Source organism: Bradyrhizobium sp. MI1.11 (genome assembly GCF_055811255.1).
The window spans coordinates 113589-134311 of record NZ_JBVVPM010000005.1; the positions used below are offsets into that span (position 1 = coordinate 113589).

The following is a 20723-nucleotide window of genomic DNA, read 5'->3' on the forward strand; positions in this document are numbered from 1 at the left end:
CGGGACCGGCATGATCGATGCATCGCTGTTTCCGCGGCGCGCTTGCCGCGTGAGCGGGAGTTCGGTCCATGACGGCAGGGCGCGACTACGAGATCTTCGAGGCCGGCGACGTCGCGCTCCGGTCCGGGGTCGTCGTCCCTTCGCTCAAGCTCGCCTACAAGACCTACGGCACGCTCAGTCCGGACAAGGACAACGTGATTCTCTATCCGACCTCGTTCAGCGCGCAGCACGCCGACACCGAGTGGCTGATTGGCCCCGACGGGATGCTCGACCCTACGCGGTACTTCATCATCATCCCGAATCTGTTCGGTAACGGGCTGTCGTCCTCGCCGTCGAATACCGCCGCGCCGTTCCCGATCCTGACCTATCACGATGCCATCGCGGTCCAGCACCGGCTGCTCACCGAGCGGTTCGGCATCTCGAAGCTTGCCCTGGTCTATGGCTGGTCGATGGGCGGCATGCAGGCCTATCACTGGGCGGCGCTGCATCCCGATATGGTCGAGCGGGCGGCCGTCGTCTGCGGCAGTGCCCGCTGCGCGGCCTATAATTACGTCTTTCTGGAAAGCGTGAAGGCCGCGCTGACCGCCGACCCCGCCTTCCGCGACGGCCGCTTCGCCGAGAAGCCCGTCGCAGGCTATCGCGCCATGGGGCGCGTCTACGCGGGTTGGGCGATGTCGCACGGTTTCTATCGCGACGAGATCTGGCGCGAAGCGGGCTTCACCTCGCTGGACGACTATCTCGCCCGCAGCTGGGACGCGGCGTTTGCCCGGCGCGATGCCAACGATCTCCTGGCGCAGATTGGGATCTGGCAGAACGGCGATATCAGTCGCTGCGCCACATTCGACGGCGATTTCGATCGCGCGCTCGGTGCGATCACGGCCCACATGCTGCTGATGCCCGGTGCGACCGACCGCTATTTCGACGTGCGCGACAACGAGGACGAACTCGGCCGGCTGGTCAATGCGCGCTCTGCGGTGCTGCATCCGATCCCGTCGCTGCACGGCCATCGCGCCGGCAACCCCGTCAACAATCCGCGCGATCAGGCCTTCATCAAGGCCGAGATCGCGGAGCTCCTCAGCAAGTAGGACAGGCATCCGATCATGAGCGACGCAACGATTTCAGAGTCCGGCCATCGCTTGAAGCCGCTGGCGCCGACGATGCTGCGGGAATTGTCGGTGCGCTCCAATCTCAGAGGTGCCGCGCAAAGCCTCAGCCATTACGGCCTGGTCGTACTAGTCGGCGCGCTGATCTGGAGGGTCTCTTCGACCTGGGGTGTCTTTTGGGCGCTGCCGCTGATAGCGGTGCAGGGCTATCTCGTCGCCTTCCTGTTCATGGCCGTGCACGAGACCGCGCACAAGACGGCGTTCAAGAGCCGCGGTCTCAACCTCGTGGTCGGCTACCTCTCGGGTTTCATCATCGGATTGCCTTACGAATATTATTGCCTGTTTCACTGGGACCATCACCGCTACACCCAGGATCCGGACAAGGACCCTGAACTGGTCGTCGGCGTGAAACCGAAATCCGACACGCAGCTCGCGCTCGCCTATAGCGGCGTGCTTCAGGTCGCCGGACGCCTGCGGCTGATGCTCGGCCATGCCGTCACCGGCAAGGTCGTCGTGCCCTGGATTCCCGAGAACAGGCGCGCCATCATCGTCACCGAGGCGCGCGCCTATGCCGCGCTCTATGCGTTGCTGCTCGTTCTGTCCTTGTGGTTCTCGTCGGCGCTGCTGCTCTGGGTCTGGATCGTGCCGCTGATCATTGGGCAGTTCTTCCTGCGGCCCTATCTCTACGCCGAACACACCGGCTGCGAGCGTACCCGCAGCGCATTCCAGAACACGCGCACGACCTACACCGGCGCAATCGTCAAATGGATCGCGTGGAACATGCCCTATCATGTCGAGCACCACGCCTATCCCTCGATCCCGTTCCACGCGCTGCCGAAGCTGAACGGGATCGTCGACGGCGAGATCGTCCATCGTGGCCGCGGCTACATCAGGACGACGCGCGAGACCTGGGCCTGGTTTCGCCGGCAACGTCAGGGCGGCTAGCGGAAGAAAATTCGACGCGCAAAGGCCCCGATCGCGGTGCGATCGGGGCTTTGTCGTGAATGCGGCTGATATCAGTAGATCCCGTACGCGCACACGTTCACGACGCGGACGCGCAGGCCGTGGCGGGTCTGGACCACGCGCTCCTGATAGCAATTGTTGACGCTGCTGTTGACGTAGACGCCGCCAAAGCCCCAGCTGGGACCCCAATGATGGTGGAAGCCGTGGGCCGACGCGGCGGTGGGGGCGAGAGCGGCAACGCCGAGCGAGCCGGCGGCGATCAGACCAAGTGCAAGCTTACGAAGCATCATTATTCTCCAGTGTGGCGCAAGGGCCGTTGTTGTGTCCCTGCATCTCGGTCGAGCCGAAACGCGGATGCGTTCATGCAGGCAGGGGAGAATCGTGTTTCAGGAGTGTTTCGTCGGTCGCGGCGCGTTGCGCCGCCGTCCTGTTTTCCGCGCCGCGCGATAGCGCACAGCCATCGCCTCTGTCAGCTCCGCCATCTTCTCGCGCAGATCGGCCGGTTCCAGCACTTCGGCCTCGGGCCCGAGCCGCAACAATTCGGCGGCGGCATGCCATGACGTCTTGCCGGTCGGCACTCTGGCAATGCGCCAGCCATCTGCATCTGCGGTGTCTTCGAGCTGCGTACGCGCCCTGACGTAAGGTTGGCTCAGTGCGTCGAGCAGTTTCACGCCGAAGGGCGACAGCCGGACGATCGCGACATTGGGATGCATCTCGGCCTCGAGACGCAGCGTTGCGTCCCGCCAATAGGCGGCGAGATCGAAACCGGCGGGCCGCTCACAGCGATCGTCGAGCGCCGTGCAATCGAGCACGCGCGCGACGCGATAGGTCCGCACGCTGCCGTCGACCAGACCTGCGAGATACCAGCTGCCGCCTTTCAGCACGAGACCGAGCGGCGCGACGCGGCGGTGCTTCTCGGCGCGCCAGCTCTGGTAACGGATTTTGATCAGTGTCCCGCGCAGGGTCGCGGCAGCGATGGTGCGCAGATGCTTTGGCTCTTCCGCCTCGCCGAACCAGCCCGGCGCGTCGAGGTGAAAACGCTCCTGCATCCGGCTGGCATCTTCGCGCAAATTGGCGGGCAGGGCGGCCATCAGCTTGTTCTGTGCGGCGATCATCGCCGCATCCAGCCCGAACGCCGCCGCCGGGCCCGGCAATCCCGCCAGAAACAGCGCTTCCGCCTCGCTTTGCGACAAACCATTCAGCCGCACGCGATAACCGTCGAGCAGGCGATAGCCGCCCTCCGCACCGCGGTCGGCATAGACAGGGACGCCGGACGCCGCGAGCGCGTCGATGTCGCGGTAAATCGTGCGCACCGAGACTTCGCAGGCCTCCGCGAGCTCGGGCGCGGTGACCTGCCCCTTGGCCTGCAGGGTGGTGAGGATCGACAGCATCCGGCTCGCGCGCATGATCCTTTAAACCATACCTGACACAGGATGTCAGGTATGGTCCGCTACAACGCCATCGCCAGCCGGCCAGATGGAGACCGCTATGACCGATCCGAACCGCATCACGTTATATTATTCGCCGCAAACCCGGGCCACCGGCACGCGGGTGCTGCTGGAGGAGCTGGGAGCGCCCTATGATCTTCATGTCCTCAACATGAAGGCCGGCGCGCAGCGCCAGCCGGCCTATCTCGCCATCAACCCGCTCGGCAAGGTGCCGGCGATCCGCCACCAGGGGCAGCTTGTGACCGAGCAGGTCGCGATCACCATCTACCTCGCCGATCTGTTTCCGGAGGCGGGGCTGACGCCTGCGCTGAACGATCCGCTGCGCGGCCCCTATCTGCGCTGGATCGCCTATTACGGCTCATCCTTCGAGCCGGCCCTGATCGACAAGTTCATGCAGCGCGAGCCGGCACCGATCACGCAATCGCCGTATGCCGACTATGACATCATGCTCGGCGCGCTCGAGGCGCAGCTGTCGAAGGGACCGTATCTGCTCGGCGAGCGCATGACGGCCGCGGATGTGCTGTGGGGCGTCGCGTTCAGCTGGACCATGATGTTCGGCATCGTGCCGAAGAAGGATGTGTTCGTCCGCTATGCCGAACGGATGACGGCGCGGCCGGCGTTCCAGCGTATCACTGCGGCCGATGCCGAGATGGCTGCGCATCATGCTGCGGCTGCTGGAGCGTGAGCGGCATGCATCGGTGAACGACGGCGCGCACCTCAAATCCGGTGTCGTCCCGGCGAAGGCCGGGACCCATAAGCACAGGATTACGTTTTGCGAAGACCCGGAGTTACCAGTTCGCCCTACAACTCCTTCCTGGGAGTATGGGTCCCGGCCCCCGTGCGCAATTGCGCACTAGGCCGGGACGACACTGAGGGTGTGGCGCGCTGTTGCGAAATAATGTCCATCTCACTCAAAACCGAGGCAGTCGTTTTTCCGCGAACGCCTTGATGCCTTCCTTGATCTCGTCGCCGCGCATGCTGTCGCGGTGACGGTGGTCGGCGGCTTGCTGGTCGAGTTCGCCGCGGGCAAATTCGTTGATCGCGCGCTTCATGCCGCGCATCGCCTGCGGAGCGTTGCCGGCGAGGATGTTGGCGAGCTTGTCGACCTCCTCGTCCAGAAACTCGACCGCCACCATATCGGTGAGGTAGCCGATCCGCAGCATCTCCGGCGCGCTGATCTTTTGCGCGGTCAGGAACAGCTTCTTCGCATTGTCGACGCCGAGCCGCGTCACATAGCGTTTGATGCCGCTGCTGTAATAGTGCAGCCCGAGCCGGGCCGCGGGCATGAACATCTCTGCGGTGTCGACGCCGATGCGGAAGTCGCAAGCGAGCGCGAGGTCGGTCGCGCCGCCATAGACGCCGCCGTTGAGCCGGCAGATCGTGGGCACGCCGAGATCCTCCAGCCGGTTGACGACGACCTCGAACGCCGAGCCCGCGCTCTGCTGCTCGTTGGCACTGACGGCACGCTCGGCAACGGAATTGAGATCGTAGCCCGCGGAGAAGGCCCGTCCCGTGCCGGTCAGCACCAGCACGCGGATGGCGGGATCGGCCTCGACCCGGTCGAACAGTCTGACCAGCTCGCCGAGATCCTCGGCCTGGAGCCGGTTGAGATGTTGGGGCCTGTTGAGGCGAATGGTGGCGCGTGCGCCGGTGATTTCGAGCACGGGGCCAGAGGCCGCGTCGGTGATATCCGACATTCTTGTCTCCATTTATTTGTTTTCGAGCGTGCGCCGCTTCGCCTCTGCATCGATGGTCTCGGCGAGATCGGGATGCCGTGCCATCAGCACGCGGAAGTCGACGAGGTCGAGCACAAGGAGCCGCGACACCTTGGTGGTCGAGACATTGGCGCCGCGCAAATTGTTGCCGAGCAAGGCCATCTCGCCGAAGAAGGCGCCGTCGCCGAGCTGCACCTTCTTGCCGGGCAGGTCGACCTCGACCTCGCCGGCGGCGATGAAATACATGCAGTCGCCCTGCGTACCCTTGCGGATGATCATGGTGCGCGCCGGCAGCTCCATGGTGCGCAGCATGTGGGTGACGTCGGCGATGGCGGCCGGCCCAAGCGCCGCGAAGAACGGCACCTTGCTGACGGATTCCCAGGTCTTGAGGAAGTTGTCACGCCGGGTCTCGGCGGCAAAGCCGGTCGCCAGGATGCCGGTCCAGAGGCCGAACACACCGAGGCCGGAGATCATCACCAGCGCGGCCACCATGCGGCCCAGCGGCGTCACCGGCACGACGTCGCCATAGCCCGTCGTCGTCAGGGTTGCGACGGCCCACCAAAGTGCGGCGGGGACGCTGCCGAAAGTCTGGGGCTGCACGTCCCGCTCCAGGAAATATTCCGCGACCGAGGCCAGGAAGACCACCATCAGGAAGATCACGAGCACGCTGACCAGCGGTCCCGATTCCAGCACCAGCACGCGGCGGAGCTGCCGCAGGCCGGGAATGCCGGGCACCACCTTCAGCACCCAGAGCACGCTGAGCAGCCACGCCGTCCTGGGCTCGATCCCGAGAATCAACGCGGCCGGCACAGCCAACGCTCCGACCGTGTCGACCAGCCCGGCGGAGGAGGACATGTAGAGTGCAAGGCGCCCCTGTCGCGCCATATGGCGTAGCCGGACCACCCATTCGAACACGAAGTAGACGAGGCAGGTCCAAAGCAGGGCATCGACCCAGCGATGCGCTGTCTCATAGGCCGGGTTGACCGTCAGCAGCACCATGGCGAGCACGCCGACGGCGACGGCCACGTAGGCCGCCCTGGTCATGTTGCGGCCGGCTGTGGCGGCCGCGAACTGGGCCATAGCGGAGATCAGCGGCTTGGACATGCGGGACGGCGGCTCGGTTTTGTCTTTGCGGTCCCCGGCTGGAACCTCGGTGCCAAAGTGCCTGCCCGGGCCGAGGTCGTCAACGACGGGCGCGTCCGCCGGCCACGCGCCGCTACTTGAAATGCGGCGGTTGGTCGTAGCCGCGACGGCTGCTGAAGAACAGCAGCACCATTAAGCCGATGCCGACAACAACGGAAAACCCGGCCCCCAGCGCCAGCGCCACATAGCCTTCCGTCGGGATCGGCTCGCCCTCGACCGTCATCGCGGAATAAGCGAAATAGCCAACCGCCGCCAACATTCCCAGCAGGAAGATGATGAGGAGTGCACGCATGGCGCGGTCTCCGGTTGATCCGAGAACAAACGGTTGTGGACGGGGACGGTTCCCGGACTAGGGCCCCCCGGTCGCTCGGCCCGCCGCAGGCGGGCGTCTCGAAGGATGGCCGCAGTCGAGCTTCGATAGGTCAGGCACTCTGAGCTGTCTTCACCACCACGACATTGCTCTCGTCGTGGTGGGGAGGGGCCACATCCTGAGCTGCCTTCTCGCTCTCGCCGGCATGGCGCTTGAGGTAGTCGCGGCGCATGCCGATCTCGTCGCGGACGAATTCGTAGCCGAGCTTGAACGTGTCGAGCCCGTCGGTACTGATCGTGCCGTCTCTGAGGCCGATGACGGCGCCGCGTAAAATGCCTTCCAGCTCGTCCTGGAGATATTCGAGCTGGTCCAGCGAATGAGCGTGTTCGATCCGCTCACCGATGTCGAGAATGGCGGTGGAGAGCTCGCTCGCCTTCTCCGGCGCGATCCGGGTGATCTTGGCGTAGATCGCGGCGAAGATCGAGCCGATGACGCTGAGCGCGGCAGCGCCCAGATACATCAGGTCGCTGTACTTATCCATGAACGACTTGGTGTCGTCGTTGATGTAGTCGGCCGCCCCTTGATGCGCCATCACGAAGGCGTCCTTCTCGACGGAGGCGGGCTCGATTCTGCTGGCAAAGCCGCTGTCGAGCCCGAGCGCGGACTTGTTCTCGTAGACGGTGCGCGCGAGTTCCCCGGCCGCCGTCGGCGACATCCTGGATTGGGCGACCAGCAACCATTCGAGACCGATCGTGTCGAGATCGTCGTCGGGAATTTCCGGCGATGCAGACAGCGTCCCCGCCGTCAGCGTCTCGCTGGAAATGCCGGGGATCCTGCGCGCCAGCGCTTTCGCCTCGTCGATCGCGTTCAGTGTGAAGCCGCCACGCCTGGCGACCTGCTCATACGCCTTGTCCCGCACCGCCCGCGAGGCGTGAACGATGGCGACGACCGCGCCAAAGCCGCTCGCCGGCGCGAACAGCTTGTCGAGCGTTGCGCCCTGCGGCGCCATCTGGATCTTCGCCGCGTCCGGACCGTCGGGAATGTCGAGGATGCCGCGGACGAAGGCGAGCGAGGATTCGCTGTCGGCGAGGACGGCGACCTTCTTCTTCTTCAGCTCGGCGAGCGACTTGATCTTCTTGTTGCCGGGCCCGAGCAGCAGCACGAGATCGTGCTCGAGGATCGCGAGCGTGCGTGCCCGCAGCGGCACCTTGGCGTCGGTGCGGAGCACCGCGAGGTCGGCCTGCTTGCGGTCGAACTGGGCGATCGCCTTGGCGTTGTCGGCGTTGTTGACGATCTTGATCCGGAAGCGCGAGGCGTTGTTCTTCAGGACGGCGGCGAGCTTGGCTGCGAACAGCGCCTCATCGCTGTTGGGCGCGCCGACGGCAAAGGTCAGCGTTTCCGAATTGTGCACCAGCATGCGGCCGCCCCAGACGGTGGCAAGCGACAACAGCAGGGTCAGCACGACGTAGAGGAAGACCTGCTGCTGGTTGGTCTTGATCACCTTGGGTCGCCGGGGCGGTGGCTCGATCGGCGATGAGGTCGGGCCCTCAGTACTCATGGCAGCACTCTGGCCTTATGCTTCCGGTGGCGGGCGGCTCGCGGATGTGATCGCTGCGGTCGCCCTGCAATTCGTAAACGTCTGAAAAAAGAACGATATTCTCTACCGGCGATGATAGCGCGCAGCCCGCGGAATGCAAATTCCGAGCCGAAGGTAACCTTACTCAAGTCGGCCGCGGCGATTGGCCATCCTATCACCAGTTAGCCACAGTTGGCGATTTTCCGGTTCCCCCCGGCTGCATTCCGCCGCGGGAGGTGTCATAAATCGCAAGTCCCGGCGATTTGACCGGTCCAGGAAGAGATTGCGCTGAACGCTCCAATTCTTCTTGTCACGTCAACGAGGGCGCCTTGTCGTTTCCACCCCTGTCATCGGCGGTTCCGGTCGAAGCCCTCATTGGTTGGATGTTGCTGCTGACGTTCAAGCACATCATCGCCGATTTCGTCCTCCAGACCGCCTGGATGGCGCACGGCAAGGACCAGAAGCACGGCTGGGCCCTGCCGCTCCTGGTACACTGCCTGGTTCACCTCGCGGTTGCGCTGCCGCTGATCCTGATCGTGGCGCCGAAATTCTGGTTCGTGGCGTTGATCGACTTCGTGATCCACATCACGATCGACCGCGCCAAGGGCCTCGTCTCGGCCAATTTCGGCGTCGACCTTGCGCATCCCTGGTTCTGGACCCTGATCGGTGTCGACCAGGCCCTGCACCATCTGACCGGCTTCGGCCTCTCCATCTTCATGGCGGCGAACTGACGGACGACGGCCCTCTGAAGTGGCTGTCGGGCCTGCATGGTTCGAGACGGCGCTTCGCGCCTCCTCACCATGAGGGTGAGAATCTTTCAGCAGAAAACAGACCTCACCCTGAGGGCACGCCGAAGGCGGGCGTCTCGAAGGATGGCCACAGAGAAACCCTTTCCAGCCCATTGATTCGCTGCCCACGCGCAAGCACCCCGGGCGACTACCGGGCAGCGTGGTTAACCTTTCATTAGAGAATTGCACTGCATCTTCGCCCACGAGGGAGAACTGCAATGTTTTCAAGCCGCGATACCTTTGAAGGCGATTCGTGCCCGGTCCGCGACGAGCTCCTTGGCGAGATGTACCGCGCCAGCGAGAGTGGCCTGCCGAGGTTGGTTGAAAGTGTTTCCCCAGACGCGCGCGCCAGGCTGGCGCTGTTCTGCTATCGCCGCAGCCATTTGCACTCGCTGGCGGTCGCGATCGCCGGCAGCTGTAACGAGCGCGACCTGATCGAGAACGGCGGCCGTGTCGGTTCGACGCTCTACGCGCTCGCGCGCGAAGGCGCGGCGAAATCCTCGCCGTCGCTGTCCGGTGGCCGCAAGCCGATCACGCTGTCGACCAAGCCGCTCTCGGTGCTCGCGCCGCTGGACGACGAGATCGACGACGAGATCAGTGAAGCCGTCCCGGCCTAAACGCTCGCGATAATTGGCAGCCCGAATTTCCGTCGCGCCATCGCGCATTCGGCATCACCCGGCATGCATGTGCGGCACACCTCCGGCCGCACTGCGTAGATGCCGCACGCGGTCGCTTTTCCAATTTCTCCCTGCAACGCCGAACAGCGATCGCCTTCGCAGCGCATGCCGGATTGACGCGCATTGACGAGCGCTTCGGGAATCGCGGCGAGCTCCTCGTCGCTCTCGATCGAGAAGCGAGGCCAGTTTGCCGAATAGCCGCAGCAGGCGCCGCAACTCTGGCAACAGCTCGACAGGTCGACGGGGGCGTTCTCGTCCATCGTCACGTGTCCTTCACGTATCCTTGGGCGGGCCCCAGACCAGGCTTTGCCGCCATTTCGCGCGCAGCACGTCGCGCCTTTCAGGATATCTCTCGTCGGGATAGCTCGCATCCACCACGCGGTCAGTGCGGAAGCTGCGGAAGTCGCCGCGCAGCTCGCACCAGGCCGCGAGCAGGCGCACGGCTTCGAGATAGCCGATCGAAATCGGCCAGATCATGCGCTCGCTGGCGCGGCCCTGCTCGTCGCGATAGCGCAGCATGATCTTCTTGCCTTCGTGGATCTGGGTGCGCGTGCGTGCCATGTCCAGGCGGTCCGGCTCCCTGTTCCAGCTCGGGCGGGCCCGGCTTGCCGGCTCCAGCACGAAGGGACGCAGGCGTTCGGGGACAGTGTCGGCGATCTTGGCCATCAAGTCTTCGGCCGCGCGCGCCAGCGCGGGATCGGCATGGCCGGCGACCCATTGCGCGCCCAGCACCGCCGCCTCGATCTCGTCCGGTGTCAGCATCAAAGGCGGCAGGTCAAAGCCCTTCTCCAGGATGTAGCCCATGCCGGCTTCACCACGGATCGGCACGCGTTGGCCGATCAGCGTGGCGATGTCGCGATAGATCGTGCGCTTCGAGGTCTCGAGCTCGGCCGCGATGGCGTCCGCCGTCAGCGGCTTACGCGTGCGCCTCAGCACCTGGATGATTTGAAACAGCCGGTCGGCGCGTCTCATGACGGGTCTCTTATCGGTGGTTTTTTCAGAAGGTAGCGCGCGGCTGCTGACAGGATGTTGGCAGCAGGGGAGTTCTATACCGGGTCAACACGTCGACTGAAGAGGATTTGTCCATGATCATTCCAACTCATTTCGGCCCGGCCGCTGCGCTGTGGCGGACCCAGCCTCTACGGGTCCAGCCTTTGCAAGTCCTGCGTTTGCAAGTCCGAGCCTGGTACGCATGGGCGTTCGGCCGCCTCGTATCGCTTGATCTCATGGTCCTCGACCTCCGCCTTGCGCTCGCGACCGTGGTGGCTCGCTTCCTGGTCCAGGCCGCGGACGGGCTGGTTCGTCATGTCATGGCCCGCGCCTGGCGGGGGGCCCGTTTCGCAGAAGATATCACGGCTGCTGCCACCATGGTGGCAGCAGCCCGCGGCTAAGTTCCCTCAACTCTTTCGGTCGTTTCAGGAGAGCCTTCATGATCACGCTTTACGGCTTTGGCGCCGGTTTCGGCCTGCCGGAAATCAGCCCCTTCGTCACCAAGACGGAGGTGCAGCTCAAGATGGCGGGATTGCCCTACCGGAAGGAGCGGGCGATGCCGCCCGCCTCTCCCAAGGGGCAGCTTCCTTTCATCGACGATGGCGGCGAGGCGGTGGCCGATTCCACCTTCATCCGCGCCCATATCGAGCGCCGCTACGGCTTCGATTTCGACGCCGGCCTGTCGTTGCAAGAGCGGGCGCAGGCCTGGGCGTTCGAGCGCATGATCGAGCATCACGTTTATTTTGCGCTGGTCGGGGCGCGCTGGGTCGACCCGGTCAACTTCGCCAAGGGGCCTGCGCATTTCTTCGACGGCGCGCCGGAGCACAATCGCGAGAAGTTGCGCGAGGACGCGCAATTCCGTGTCGCCGAGAACTATTTGCTCTCCGGATTAGGCCGTCACGCGCCCGATGACGACGTCGATCTCGCCGTGCGCTCGCTGTTTGCGCTCTCGGTGCAGCTCGGCGACAAGTCCTATCTGATGGGCAACAAGCCCTGCGGCGTCGATGCCACCGCCTTCGGTGCACTCGCCGGGATCCTGACGCCGTTCTTCGAATCCGCCCTGCGCCGTCGCGCCGAAGGATTTCCGAACCTCACCGCTTATGTCGACCGGATGATGGACACTTACTATCCGGAGTTCGCCTGGACCCCGCTGCGGCAGGCGGCTTGATGCCTGATGGAATGAGACTGATCTAGCGCCCCGAGAAAGGTGCGTTCCCTCCCCCCTTGTGGGGGAGGGCTAGGGAGAGGGGTAGCCCAGGAAAAGGTACTCGTTGTCGACGATGCACTGGTCGGTGCGCGATCGAAAAAATCCCCGTGTGGCACCCCCCTCCCTGCCCCTCCCCCACTCGGGGGACGGGAACGGAGAGAGTGCTGCTGGTGGCCGAACTCTATTTTACTCCACGCTCCCCAAACACAAACCCAAAAGAAAATCGCCGGCCCATCGGGCCGGCTCTGTCGTCTCGAAACTATCGCTGCGCTTATTTCACAAGCATGTACTTGCCGTTCTTCACCGTGAGCAGGATGCGCGAGCGCTCGTCGAGGCCGTAGCGGTCCTTTTCGGTGAAATTGTAGACGCCCTGACTTGCGGCCAGCTCCTTCTCCGACAGCAGGGCCTGGCGAATCGCTTCGCGGAATTCCGGCGTGCCGGGTTTCGCCGTCTTGAGTGCCGCCGGGATGATGCGCTTGAGAATCTCGAACGCATCGTAAGAGTGACCGGCGAACTGGCTGCGGCTGTTCGGGCCGTACTTGGCTTCATAGGCCGAGTTGAGCGCGAGGCCCGGTTTCTTGGTGGCGGCTTCGTCCGGCTGGTCCTCGGGATCCATGACGGGACCAGAGGCCATCAGCACGCCTTCCGCCGCTTTGCCGGCGATGCGGATGAAGTCCATGCTGGCGGCGCCGTGGGTCTGGTAGATCAGGCCCTGATAGCCACGCTCGCGCAGCTCGGTCTGCGGCAGCGCGGCTGCGGTGCCGGAAGCGCCGACCAGAATGGCGTCGGGATTCGCAGCCACGAGCTTCAGCACCTGTCCGGTCACCGACGTATCCGGGCGAGCGAAGCGCTCCTCGTCGGCGATGGTTATGCCCATCGGCACGGCCTGCGCCTTCAAATCGTTGAACCAGAGGTCGCCATAGGAGTCGGAATAGCCGATATAGCCGATGGTCTTCACGCCCTTGGCCTTCATGTGATCGTACAACACCTTGCCCACGATCGGGATCGGCTGCGGCATCGCCACCGACCACTTCATGCGCTCCGGCGTGATCGGGAACGGCGCCAGGCCGAAATGCGGAATGCCGGCTTCGTTGGCGACGTTCGACACCGCGATGGTCGGCGGCGTCAGCGCCGAGCCCATGATGATATCGGCCTTGGATTCGGTCACGAAGCGGCGGGCGTTGGTGGTCGCGGTGGTGGGATCGCCGCCGTCGTCGAGCACGATCACCTTCAGCGGCACGCCGCCGATCTCCTTCGGCACGAACTCCAGCGCATTGCGCTCGGGAATCCCCAGCGCTGCGCCCGGGCCGGTCGTGGTGGTGGTGATGCCGATGGTGACCTCGGCGGTCTGGGCCAGCGCGGGCACGGCCGGCAGCGCAAGCGCGGCCGCGGTGACGGCGGCGGTCAGGTAAAAGCGTTTCATCTATTCCTCCCTTTATGTGTTTCTTTGAAAGCAGAAATCGGGGGGTAATTCAGCCCCCTCTTTTGGTGATGTGGCGATTTAGCCCCGGGCCTCGCTCCCCGTGAATTTGGCTACCATTTCCGCGGGAAACGGTGCCGATTTCAGTTTGTCGGGGTTAACGGGGTCGCGGCCGACCAGCACGCGCGTCTCGAAACCTTCGATCGCCAGAGCTTCGCCCTTGAAGACGTTGTGCTTCACCTCGAAGCTCGAGCGCTTGATGCTCTCGACCTTCGTTTCGATGGTGATCCAGTCGCCATAAGTCGAGGGGATGTAGAACTTGGCACGGGTGTCGACCATGGGAATACCCACCAGGCCGTATTTGCGGACCAGGTCCTGCTTGGAGAACCCGGCGACTTCGAACAGGGTCGATGTCGAATCGTCGAACATCGCGAAATAGCGCGGGTAATAGACGATGTTGGCGGGGTCGCAGTCACCCCACTGGATCTGGACGTCGCGCCGGTTCACGAACATATGTCGCGCCCTATTTCGGTGCCATGCGCAGCGATCCGTCGAGGCGCACGACTTCGCCGTTCAGATACGAATTCTCGACCATGTGCAGCGCCAATGCCGCGAACTCGTCGGCGTGGCCGAGCCGGCGCGGGAACGGGATTGCGGCGGCGAGTGAGTCCTGGGCTTCCTGCGGCAGGTTGGCGAGCAGCGGCGTGAGGAACAGGCCGGGCGCGATCGTCAGCACGCGGACGCCGAACTGCGCCAGCTCGCGCGCGATCGGCAGCGTCATGCCGACAATGCCGCCCTTCGATGCCGAATAGGCCGATTGCCCGATCTGGCCGTCATAAGCGGCAACCGACGCCGTGTTGATGATGACGCCGCGCTCGCCGGTTGCCTGCGGCTCGAGCTTGGACATCTCGTTCGCGGCAAGGCGAAGCATGTTGAAGGTGCCGATCAGGTTGACCTTGATCACCTTGTCGAAATCCGCGAGCGCCATCGGGCCGTCGCGGCCGACGACGCGCTTGGCAACGCCGATGCCGGCGCAATTGACCAGCACGCGCGCGGGTCCATGGGCCTTGGTCGCCTGGGCGATCGCAGCTTCCGCGGAGGCCGCATCGGAAACATCGCAGGTCACCGCGACGCCCTTGATCTCGGCGGCCACGGTTTCCGCGAGCTTGGCATTGAGGTCGCACACCGCCACCCGGGCGCCCTGCGCCGCCAGCTTACGCGCGGTCGCCGCGCCCAGTCCCGATGCGCCGCCGGTGACGATGACTGCCTGATCCTTCAACAACATGGCGTTCTCCCTGTAGCGATGTTTTCTTAGCCGACCGATATCACACGGTCCGATGGATTGGCAGCGTAGAGCTCCTCGATCAGCAGGCTGCGATGCTCGAGCACCGCGCGCTGGTTGATGGACCCCTTGTCGGTGACTTCGCCCTTGTCGATCGAGAGCGGCGTGTCCATGAGGATCGCGCGCGTGATCCGCGTCGAGGATCCCGTGGCCGCGCCGAGAAAGCGGGTCAGCCGTTCGCGAAATGCCTCGCGCACCAGCCGGTCGCGGGTCGCGACGACGAGATCGTCGGTCGGCAGCGTCGGGTTGATCAGCCGGCAGCCGTCGAGATCGAGTACGACGAGCGCGGAAACCTCGTCACGGTTGATGCCGGCGATGACGACGTCGCGCACCAGCGGTGCGCAGGCCGCAACGAAGCGCGCGCGCAACGGGCCGACGCTGACCCAGGTGCCGCTGCCGAGCTTGAAATCCTCACCGATGCGGCCGTCGAAATCGAAGCCGGCGTTGAGATCGTCGGGATCGACAGGCTTGAGCGCATCGCCGAGCTTGTAGAAGCCTTCTTCGTCGAACGAATTCGCGGTGATGTCGGGCTGGCGCCAGTAGCCGGGCATCACGTTCGGTCCCTTGCAACGAACTTCCATCTTGCCGTTGTTCGGCACCAGCTTGGCGTCGTTGCCGGATACGGGAAGCCCGACATGACCGGAGCGGCTGGTGCGCGGGTTGACCGACATGAAGAACGGCGCGGTCTCGGTTGCACCGAGGCCGGTCAGCATCGGAACGCGGTAGCCTTTTTCCTTCACCGCGAGCTCGTCGAGGCTGTTCCAGACGAACGGCGACAGCGCCGCGCCCGAGAAGAACATCGCGTGCAGCCGGTCGAAGAATTTCGCGCGCAGGCCCTGGTCGTCGCGCAGATAAGGAAGCAGCGACTCGTATCCCTTGGGGACGTTGAAATAGACTGTCGGCGAAATCTCCTGGAGATTGCGCACGGTTTCCTCGATGCCTCCAGGCACCGGCTTGCCGGCATCGAGATACATCGAGCCGCCATTGTAGAGCGTCAGCCCGATATTGTGGTTGCCGCCAAAAGTGTGATTCCAGGGCAGCCAGTCGATGATGACGGGCGGCTCGTCCTTGAGGAAGGCGAGCGTCTCGCGCAGCATCACCTGGTTGGCGCAGATCATGCGCTGGGTGTTGATGACCGCCTTGGGGTTGCCGGTCGAGCCCGAGGTCAGCAGGAATTTCGCGATGGTGTCGGGACCGATCTTGCCGTGGACTTCGTCCAGATCGCCGCGGATCGGGGTTGCCATGAGGTCGGCGAGCGAGGTGACGTCGCGGCCCGGCACGTGGCCGTAGGACGCGGCGATTTCGGTGCCGAGCGAGACGTTGGCCGCGAGCGCGTCGGCGAACTTGTCGGCGTCCTCGGCGAAGACGAGGCCGGGCGTCAGGAGCTTCATCAGGTAGGAGAGCTTGCCGTAATCCTTCGAAACCAACGAATAGGCCGGCGACACCGGGCAGAACGGAATGCCGGCATAGAACGCGCCAAACGCGAGCAATGCATGGTCGATCGAATTGCCGGAGAGGATGACGACCGGCCGCTCCGCCGACAGCCCGCGCGCAATGAGTCCTGAGGCGATGTGCCGGCTCGCGGCGAGCAGCTCGGCGTAACTGATCTTGCGCCAGCCGCGACCGCCTTCGCGCTCGGCCATGAAGATGCGATCCGGCGTCGTATTCGCCCAGTGATGCAGGCGGTCGGTGATGCGGGCCGGATAGTCTCCGAGCGGCTGTTTGGGCCGCAGGTAAATCGTGCCGTCGTCGCGCCGCTCGATATTCACGACGGGATCGCCGAATGAAATGGGCCGCAGCGGGGAAGTGCTCGCGCCGCGCTCCATGCTGGAAGAGGACGGCTGCGCGCTCATGATTTCGGCTTCACCTTTGCGGTCTTGTGCTCGAGGAATTCGCGGATCCTGCGCTTGGCTTCCTTGTCGCTCTGCGCCACCGTCGCCATCAGCGATTCCATCAACAGGCCGGTCTGCGGATTGGCCTCCGCGATCATCGGCAGCGCCTGGAGCACGGCGAAGTTGGTCAGCGGCGCGTTGGAGGCGACCTTGGTCGCAAGCTCCATCGCCTTGCCGAGGCCGTTGCCGGCTTCCGTGACATATTGCGCAAAGCCGTAGGAGGTGCCTTCGGTCGCGGAATAGACGCGGCCGGTCAGCATCATGTCCATCATCCTGGCGACGCCGATCAGGCGCGGCAGGCGCACCGAACCGCCGCCACCGACGAAGATGCCGCGCTGTCCCTCCGGCAGCGCGAAATAGGTCGACGGTTCGGCGACACGGATATGCGCCGCGCAGGCGAGCTCCAGCCCGCCGCCGATCACGGCGCCCCTGAGCGCCGCGATCACGGGCACGCGGCTGTACTGGATGCGGTCGAACACCCGGTGCCACATCTGGGAATGGAGAAGGCCGCCGGTGGCATCATGGTCGGTCAGTTCGGAGAGGTCGAGACCGCTGGAAAAATGGTCGCCGATGCCGTGGATGACGACCGCGCCGATATCCTCGGGAAGGGACGCAAAACACTCGCCGATTTCCAGGATGATGCCGTCGTTGAGCGCATTGCGCTTGGCCGGCCGATTGAGGCCGACGGTCAAAACCCGGTCCGCCCGCTCGATCTTCAAAAGCCCGGAGGCGCCCGCGTCGGCGGTCTCGGCGTTTCCCTGTGTCATTTGCGTCCTTGTCAGAATAGTTATGTTGTATAACGAATTCAGGGGGAGTCAATACGGCTGGCAGCGGGGAAGCCGATGCATCGTCCGGAAATGGGACGACAGTCCGGGTACAGAGCCCGTACCCGAATGCCCGATGCGCAAGATTGGGATGAATATCACCGACGCCGATGCTATCCGGCCGCTACGCCGCCTTGGTTCCGCTTTGGGGTTGCGCCACAAGATTGATACCCATGGCGTGGAGAACCTTTATCACAGTGCCGAATTCGGGTTTGGCCTCGCCGCCAAGCGAGCGATACAAGTTCTCACGGGATAGACCGGCTTTTTCGGCAATGGCGCCCATGCCCTGAGAGCGCGCTACGGCGCCGATTGCCATCGTTATTGCGGACGGATCGTCGGATTCAAGGGCTTCGGTGAGATAGGCCGCAACCATCTCCGGACTGTCGAGGTACTCCGCAGTATCAAAGGATTTCACTTTTGCCATTGCTCAGACCTCCAATTCGCTCGCGATCTTCTTTGCCAACGCTATGTCCCCTGGCTGAGAGCCTTTATCGCCACTGCAAAGAAGAATGATGATCTCCTCGCCTCGGGCAACGTAGTAGATCCGGTATCCAGCGCCCTCGTGAACTCTCATTTCGCTGATGCCGCCTCCGACCGGAGCAACGTCTCCGGGATTGCCGAGCGCCAGCCGATCGATCCGGGCCAGGATTTTTGCCTTCGCTCTCCGGTCTCGCAGGTTTCTAAGCCAGTCAGAGAATTCGTCGGTTCTCTTGATCGTCGGCATCTGTAGCGTATACGCTACATAAGTGGCAATGTCAATGGACCAGCCGGCCCTTGGTGCGGCGCCACGCGTTCACATCACCTGATGCACGTCGATCACGACGCGGTCCGCATGCCGCGCGGCTGAACCGACAAAAATGTGCTGCATCAGCCAGCGGTACTTCTCATGCCCGGTCTCGAACTTCGGCACGGTGCGGAAATAGATCAGTTTAGGATCCACCGGCTCGCCGCGCTTGAGCTTTTGTAACAGCTCGACCGGGCCGAAGCGCATGCCCTTGTTCTCGACATAGACGATGGCGCCGTCGTTGGTTTGGAAAGCGTACTTCGCTTCGAGATCAATCAGCTCGTTGGGGCGGATGGTCTGGAAGTCGGCGCCGAACGGCAGCACCTTGCCGGTGATCGCGCCCGAGACCTCGCCGCCGATGATCGGGATGATGCGGCGAACGCCGATGCCGGTCTCGCCGGCGGTGACGACGTCGCCGATACGTGCAGTGACGGTGAAGACGTATCTGGTTTCGAGCGCCGGCGTGGTCATCGCTTCACCTCCTCAATGCGCCATCATCCGCGTCGGCAGCCATGTCGCCAGCAGCGGGAAGGCGATCAGGATCACGAGGCGCACGAGGTCTGTCGCCACGAACGGAATCACCCCCTTGAAGATGGTGGAGAAGGAAACGTCCTTCACCACGCTCTTGATGACGAAGACGTTCATGCCCACCGGCGGGTGAATCAGGCCGAGCTCGACCGTCATGACGATGATGACGCCGAACCAGATCGGGTCGAAGCCGAGATGCATGATCACGGGGAAAATGATCGGCACGGTGAGGATGATCATCGCCATGGCGTCCATCAGGCAGCCGAGCACGAGATACATCACCATGATCAGCGCCAGCACGCCGTAGGGGCCGAGGCCAAGGCCGGTGAGGAATTCCGTCACCTTCTGCGGGGTCTGCGTCACCGTGAGGAAATAGCCGAAGATCAAGGCGCCGATCAGCACGGTGAACACGGCGGCCGCCGTGCGCGTCGCCTGCAGCAGCGAGGCCAGAATTTTCTCGCGGTCGAGGCGGCCGGTCGCCACGCCGATGATGAAGGCGCCGGCAGCGCCGACGCCGCCGGCTTCGGTCGGCGTGAAGCGCGGCAAATAGGGCAGACCGTAAAGGCCGCCGATCACGAACACGAACAGCAGCACCGGCGCCCAGATGTCCTTCAGGCCGGCGAAGCGCTCGCGCCATGGCAGCACCTTGCCCTTGGGCAGAAAGTCCGGCCGGAAATAGCCGATCAGGAAGATCGTGATCATGTACATGGTCATCGCCAGAATGCCCGGGATGATGCCGGCGATGAACAGCTTGCCGATGTCCTGCTCGGTGATGATGCCGTAGACGGCGAGCACGGTGGAGGGCGGCAGCATCGCGCCCAGTGTGCCGCCGGCCGCGATCACGCCGGTGGCAAACGACTGCGGGTAGCCGAAACGGCGCATCTCGGGGTAAGCGACCGCCGAGAAGGTCGCTGCGGTCGCGACCGAGGAGCCGCAGATCGCGGCAAAGCCGCCGCAGGCACCGACGGTGGCGATGCCGAGCCCGCCGCGCAAATGGCCGACAAAGCCGTTGGCGGCGCGGAATAGCTCGCGGCTCATGCCGGAATTGCTGACGAAGGAGCCCATCAGCAGAAACATCGGAATGACGCCGAAGGTGTAGTCGGTCACCGTGCGCATGGAGGTCTGGCCGACCAGCTTCAGCGCCGGCGTGGCGCCGACGAGATAGGAGAAGCCGGAGACGCCGACGAGGCCCATGGCCATGCCGACGGGCACGCGCAGCAGCATCAGGGCGAACAGGGAAACGAAGCCGATAACGGCGACGGCATCGGTGCTCATGATTACTCCGTCGCCTTCAGCTTGGGGTCGTGCATCTCTTCGGGATGGAAGATCAACCGATAGGTGCGGATCGCGATCAGCAGCACGGCGGAGACGTCGCCGATCCAGGCGATCGCGAAGAACGGCCAGGTCGGCATGTGCATGTCGAAGGTCTGGACGTTGTCGTTGTAGGTGCCGCGGACCTTGTCGAACAGCGTCCAGGTCTGCACCGTCACGACGAACAGCAGCACCAGTGTCGCGAACACGTCGATCCAGCGCTGGTAGCGCGGCCCGACATTGCCCCAGACCAGATCGACCGTGATGTGGGTGCCGCGATAGGAGGTCGCGGCGATGCCCCAGAAGATGAGGATGCCGAGCAGCATGCGGCCGATGTCGAAACTATCGGGGATCGCATAGTTCAGCGTGTTGCGCAGCAGCACCGACAGGAAGATGTCGAGTGCGACAATGCCGACGAAGGCGGCTGCGATCCACTCGATCGAATCGATAACGCGATCCATCCAGCTGCGCTTCATGGGAGCTTCCTGCTCGAGATGAGTGCGAGTTGCATCAACAGCGATGCTGCACTCCCTCTCCCGCTTGCGGGGGAGGGCTGGGGTGGGGGTGTCGCCGCAATGAACGGACCCCGAGTGGAGAGGTGGCCCCCCCCCCCCCGCGCGCCCCCCCCCCCCCCCCCCCCGGGGGGGGGCGGCGCGGGGCGGCGCCCCCCCCCCCCGCCCCCCCCCCCCCCGGGGCGATTGT

The 20723-nt window shown here is 64.2% G+C and carries 25 protein-coding genes; 7 read left to right on the plus strand and 18 right to left on the minus strand.

Annotated elements, in window-relative coordinates; genetic code table 11:
- The first annotated feature begins 68 nt into the window (after positions 1-68).
- Entirely contained in the window at positions 69-1085 is a 1017-nt protein-coding gene (locus AC0L30_RS07180; protein WP_473366172.1) for an alpha/beta fold hydrolase, read from the plus strand.
- 15 nt (positions 1086-1100) lie between these two features.
- A complete protein-coding gene (locus AC0L30_RS07185) occupies positions 1101-2048 on the plus strand; it encodes a fatty acid desaturase (protein WP_473404091.1) in 948 nt (315 codons plus the stop codon).
- Positions 2049-2119: 71 nt separating this feature from the next.
- Here the strand turns inward: AC0L30_RS07185 and AC0L30_RS07190 are convergent, their stop codons facing one another.
- Together AC0L30_RS07190 and AC0L30_RS07195 are read right to left on the minus strand one after the other, a co-directional pair.
- Positions 2120-2353 (minus strand): hypothetical protein, encoded by a 234-nt coding sequence (locus AC0L30_RS07190; RefSeq protein WP_473404092.1) that lies wholly within the window; start codon positions 2351-2353, stop codon positions 2120-2122.
- Positions 2354-2452: 99 nt separating this feature from the next.
- Entirely contained in the window at positions 2453-3472 is a 1020-nt protein-coding gene (locus AC0L30_RS07195; protein WP_473404093.1) for a helix-turn-helix transcriptional regulator, read from the minus strand.
- An 82-nt stretch (positions 3473-3554) separates the two neighbouring features.
- Here AC0L30_RS07195 and AC0L30_RS07200 point away from each other — a divergent pair, with 82 nt between their 5' ends.
- Positions 3555-4199, plus strand: a complete 645-nt coding sequence (locus AC0L30_RS07200) for a glutathione S-transferase family protein (RefSeq protein ID WP_354200463.1) — start codon at positions 3555-3557, stop codon at positions 4197-4199.
- Positions 4200-4425: 226 nt separating this feature from the next.
- Here the strand turns inward: AC0L30_RS07200 and AC0L30_RS07205 are convergent, their stop codons facing one another.
- The 4 genes from AC0L30_RS07205 to AC0L30_RS07220 all read right to left on the minus strand — a co-directional run bounded on the left by AC0L30_RS07205 (position 4426) and on the right by AC0L30_RS07220 (position 8240).
- A complete protein-coding gene (locus AC0L30_RS07205) occupies positions 4426-5211 on the minus strand; it encodes an enoyl-CoA hydratase/isomerase family protein (RefSeq protein WP_354200462.1) in 786 nt (261 codons plus the stop codon).
- A 12-nt stretch (positions 5212-5223) separates the two neighbouring features.
- Complete coding sequence (locus AC0L30_RS07210; protein ID WP_007599633.1) at positions 5224-6333, minus strand: cyclic nucleotide-gated ion channel; 1110 nt, start codon at positions 6331-6333, stop codon at positions 5224-5226.
- Positions 6334-6445: 112 nt separating this feature from the next.
- On the minus strand, positions 6446-6664 hold the full coding sequence (locus tag AC0L30_RS07215) for a hypothetical protein (RefSeq protein ID WP_473404094.1): 219 nt from the start codon (positions 6662-6664) through the stop codon (positions 6446-6448).
- 130 nt (positions 6665-6794) lie between these two features.
- The gene (locus tag AC0L30_RS07220; RefSeq protein WP_473404095.1) at positions 6795-8240 is read right to left on the minus strand and encodes a TAXI family TRAP transporter solute-binding subunit; all 1446 of its coding nucleotides are present in this window, start codon (positions 8238-8240) and stop codon (positions 6795-6797) included.
- A 401-nt stretch (positions 8241-8641) separates the two neighbouring features.
- Here AC0L30_RS07220 and AC0L30_RS07225 point away from each other — a divergent pair, with 401 nt between their 5' ends.
- Complete coding sequence (locus tag AC0L30_RS07225; protein ID WP_018458457.1) at positions 8642-8989, plus strand: DUF3307 domain-containing protein; 348 nt, start codon at positions 8642-8644, stop codon at positions 8987-8989.
- A gap of 275 nt (positions 8990-9264) precedes the next feature.
- Positions 9265-9663: a hypothetical protein gene (locus AC0L30_RS07230; RefSeq protein ID WP_007599645.1), complete on the plus strand. Its 399-nt coding sequence runs from the start codon at positions 9265-9267 to the stop codon at positions 9661-9663.
- Here AC0L30_RS07230 and AC0L30_RS07235 read toward each other — a convergent pair.
- Positions 9660-9983 (minus strand): YkgJ family cysteine cluster protein, encoded by a 324-nt coding sequence (locus AC0L30_RS07235; RefSeq protein WP_007599647.1) that lies wholly within the window; start codon positions 9981-9983, stop codon positions 9660-9662. The two genes, AC0L30_RS07230 and AC0L30_RS07235, sit on opposite strands and share 4 nt — an antisense overlap.
- A 13-nt stretch (positions 9984-9996) precedes the next feature.
- On the minus strand, positions 9997-10695 hold the full coding sequence (locus AC0L30_RS07240) for a helix-turn-helix transcriptional regulator (protein WP_007599649.1): 699 nt from the start codon (positions 10693-10695) through the stop codon (positions 9997-9999).
- A gap of 113 nt (positions 10696-10808) precedes the next feature.
- On the opposite strand from AC0L30_RS07240, the gene AC0L30_RS07245 reads away from it, so the two are divergent.
- Positions 10809-11114 (plus strand): hypothetical protein, encoded by a 306-nt coding sequence (locus AC0L30_RS07245; protein WP_354200460.1) that lies wholly within the window; start codon positions 10809-10811, stop codon positions 11112-11114.
- A 38-nt stretch (positions 11115-11152) separates the two neighbouring features.
- Positions 11153-11881 carry a glutathione S-transferase family protein gene (locus tag AC0L30_RS07250; RefSeq protein ID WP_354200459.1) on the plus strand — a complete coding sequence of 243 codons (729 nt, stop codon included), beginning with the start codon at positions 11153-11155 and terminating at the stop codon, positions 11879-11881.
- Between the two features lie 310 nt (positions 11882-12191).
- Here AC0L30_RS07250 and AC0L30_RS07255 read toward each other — a convergent pair whose 3' ends face one another.
- From AC0L30_RS07255 to AC0L30_RS07300, 10 genes are all read right to left on the minus strand, one after another.
- Positions 12192-13343 carry an ABC transporter substrate-binding protein gene (locus tag AC0L30_RS07255; RefSeq protein WP_354200458.1) on the minus strand — a complete coding sequence of 384 codons (1152 nt, stop codon included), beginning with the start codon at positions 13341-13343 and terminating at the stop codon, positions 12192-12194.
- A 78-nt stretch (positions 13344-13421) separates the two neighbouring features.
- Complete coding sequence (locus AC0L30_RS07260) at positions 13422-13853, minus strand: acyl-CoA thioesterase (protein ID WP_354200457.1); 432 nt, start codon at positions 13851-13853, stop codon at positions 13422-13424.
- 10 nt (positions 13854-13863) lie between these two features.
- Positions 13864-14625 (minus strand): SDR family NAD(P)-dependent oxidoreductase, encoded by a 762-nt coding sequence (locus AC0L30_RS07265; protein ID WP_219682940.1) that lies wholly within the window; start codon positions 14623-14625, stop codon positions 13864-13866.
- Between the two features lie 26 nt (positions 14626-14651).
- Positions 14652-16535 carry a feruloyl-CoA synthase gene (locus tag AC0L30_RS07270; protein ID WP_473404096.1) on the minus strand — a complete coding sequence of 628 codons (1884 nt, stop codon included), beginning with the start codon at positions 16533-16535 and terminating at the stop codon, positions 14652-14654.
- Positions 16532-17341: a crotonase/enoyl-CoA hydratase family protein gene (locus AC0L30_RS07275; RefSeq protein ID WP_007605285.1), complete on the minus strand. Its 810-nt coding sequence runs from the start codon at positions 17339-17341 to the stop codon at positions 16532-16534. Before AC0L30_RS07275 ends, AC0L30_RS07270 begins: the two co-directional genes overlap by 4 nt.
- 181 nt (positions 17342-17522) lie before the next feature.
- Positions 17523-17822, minus strand: coding sequence for an addiction module antidote protein (locus AC0L30_RS07280; protein ID WP_473404097.1), 300 nt, complete (start codon positions 17820-17822; stop codon positions 17523-17525).
- A 3-nt stretch (positions 17823-17825) separates the two neighbouring features.
- Positions 17826-18122, minus strand: a complete 297-nt coding sequence (locus AC0L30_RS07285) for a type II toxin-antitoxin system RelE/ParE family toxin (RefSeq protein ID WP_007599663.1) — start codon at positions 18120-18122, stop codon at positions 17826-17828.
- A 69-nt stretch (positions 18123-18191) separates the two neighbouring features.
- Entirely contained in the window at positions 18192-18653 is a 462-nt protein-coding gene (locus AC0L30_RS07290) for a DUF3237 domain-containing protein (RefSeq protein WP_007599665.1), read from the minus strand.
- Positions 18654-18665: 12 nt separating this feature from the next.
- Positions 18666-19985: a TRAP transporter large permease gene (locus AC0L30_RS07295; RefSeq protein WP_007599671.1), complete on the minus strand. Its 1320-nt coding sequence runs from the start codon at positions 19983-19985 to the stop codon at positions 18666-18668.
- A gap of 2 nt (positions 19986-19987) precedes the next feature.
- Entirely contained in the window at positions 19988-20497 is a 510-nt protein-coding gene (locus tag AC0L30_RS07300) for a TRAP transporter small permease (protein ID WP_007599673.1), read from the minus strand.
- Positions 20498-20723 lie beyond the last annotated feature (226 nt).

Excerpts from the sequence above, each read along its gene's own strand:
- AC0L30_RS07180 (WP_473366172.1), top strand. The coding sequence starts at position 69 with ATGACGGCAGGGCGCGACTACGAGATCTTCGAGGCCGGCGACGTCGCG.
- AC0L30_RS07185 (WP_473404091.1), top strand. The coding sequence starts at position 1,101 with ATGAGCGACGCAACGATTTCAGAGTCCGGCCATCGCTTGAAGCCGCTG.
- AC0L30_RS07190 (WP_473404092.1), bottom strand. The coding sequence starts at position 2,353 with ATGCTTCGTAAGCTTGCACTTGGTCTGATCGCCGCCGGCTCGCTCGGC.
- AC0L30_RS07195 (WP_473404093.1), bottom strand. The coding sequence starts at position 3,472 with ATGCGCGCGAGCCGGATGCTGTCGATCCTCACCACCCTGCAGGCCAAG.
- AC0L30_RS07200 (WP_354200463.1), top strand. The coding sequence starts at position 3,555 with ATGACCGATCCGAACCGCATCACGTTATATTATTCGCCGCAAACCCGG.
- AC0L30_RS07205 (WP_354200462.1), bottom strand. The coding sequence starts at position 5,211 with ATGTCGGATATCACCGACGCGGCCTCTGGCCCCGTGCTCGAAATCACC.
- AC0L30_RS07210 (WP_007599633.1), bottom strand. The coding sequence starts at position 6,333 with ATGTCCAAGCCGCTGATCTCCGCTATGGCCCAGTTCGCGGCCGCCACA.
- AC0L30_RS07215 (WP_473404094.1), bottom strand. The coding sequence starts at position 6,664 with ATGCGTGCACTCCTCATCATCTTCCTGCTGGGAATGTTGGCGGCGGTT.
- AC0L30_RS07220 (WP_473404095.1), bottom strand. The coding sequence starts at position 8,240 with ATGAGTACTGAGGGCCCGACCTCATCGCCGATCGAGCCACCGCCCCGG.
- AC0L30_RS07225 (WP_018458457.1), top strand. The coding sequence starts at position 8,642 with ATGTTGCTGCTGACGTTCAAGCACATCATCGCCGATTTCGTCCTCCAG.
- AC0L30_RS07230 (WP_007599645.1), top strand. The coding sequence starts at position 9,265 with ATGTTTTCAAGCCGCGATACCTTTGAAGGCGATTCGTGCCCGGTCCGC.
- AC0L30_RS07235 (WP_007599647.1), bottom strand. The coding sequence starts at position 9,983 with ATGGACGAGAACGCCCCCGTCGACCTGTCGAGCTGTTGCCAGAGTTGC.
- AC0L30_RS07240 (WP_007599649.1), bottom strand. The coding sequence starts at position 10,695 with ATGAGACGCGCCGACCGGCTGTTTCAAATCATCCAGGTGCTGAGGCGC.
- AC0L30_RS07245 (WP_354200460.1), top strand. The coding sequence starts at position 10,809 with ATGATCATTCCAACTCATTTCGGCCCGGCCGCTGCGCTGTGGCGGACC.
- AC0L30_RS07250 (WP_354200459.1), top strand. The coding sequence starts at position 11,153 with ATGATCACGCTTTACGGCTTTGGCGCCGGTTTCGGCCTGCCGGAAATC.
- AC0L30_RS07255 (WP_354200458.1), bottom strand. The coding sequence starts at position 13,343 with ATGAAACGCTTTTACCTGACCGCCGCCGTCACCGCGGCCGCGCTTGCG.
- AC0L30_RS07260 (WP_354200457.1), bottom strand. The coding sequence starts at position 13,853 with ATGTTCGTGAACCGGCGCGACGTCCAGATCCAGTGGGGTGACTGCGAC.
- AC0L30_RS07265 (WP_219682940.1), bottom strand. The coding sequence starts at position 14,625 with ATGTTGTTGAAGGATCAGGCAGTCATCGTCACCGGCGGCGCATCGGGA.
- AC0L30_RS07270 (WP_473404096.1), bottom strand. The coding sequence starts at position 16,535 with ATGAGCGCGCAGCCGTCCTCTTCCAGCATGGAGCGCGGCGCGAGCACT.
- AC0L30_RS07275 (WP_007605285.1), bottom strand. The coding sequence starts at position 17,341 with ATGACACAGGGAAACGCCGAGACCGCCGACGCGGGCGCCTCCGGGCTT.
- AC0L30_RS07280 (WP_473404097.1), bottom strand. The coding sequence starts at position 17,822 with ATGGCAAAAGTGAAATCCTTTGATACTGCGGAGTACCTCGACAGTCCG.
- AC0L30_RS07285 (WP_007599663.1), bottom strand. The coding sequence starts at position 18,122 with ATGCCGACGATCAAGAGAACCGACGAATTCTCTGACTGGCTTAGAAAC.
- AC0L30_RS07290 (WP_007599665.1), bottom strand. The coding sequence starts at position 18,653 with ATGACCACGCCGGCGCTCGAAACCAGATACGTCTTCACCGTCACTGCA.
- AC0L30_RS07295 (WP_007599671.1), bottom strand. The coding sequence starts at position 19,985 with ATGAGCACCGATGCCGTCGCCGTTATCGGCTTCGTTTCCCTGTTCGCC.
- AC0L30_RS07300 (WP_007599673.1), bottom strand. The coding sequence starts at position 20,497 with ATGAAGCGCAGCTGGATGGATCGCGTTATCGATTCGATCGAGTGGATC.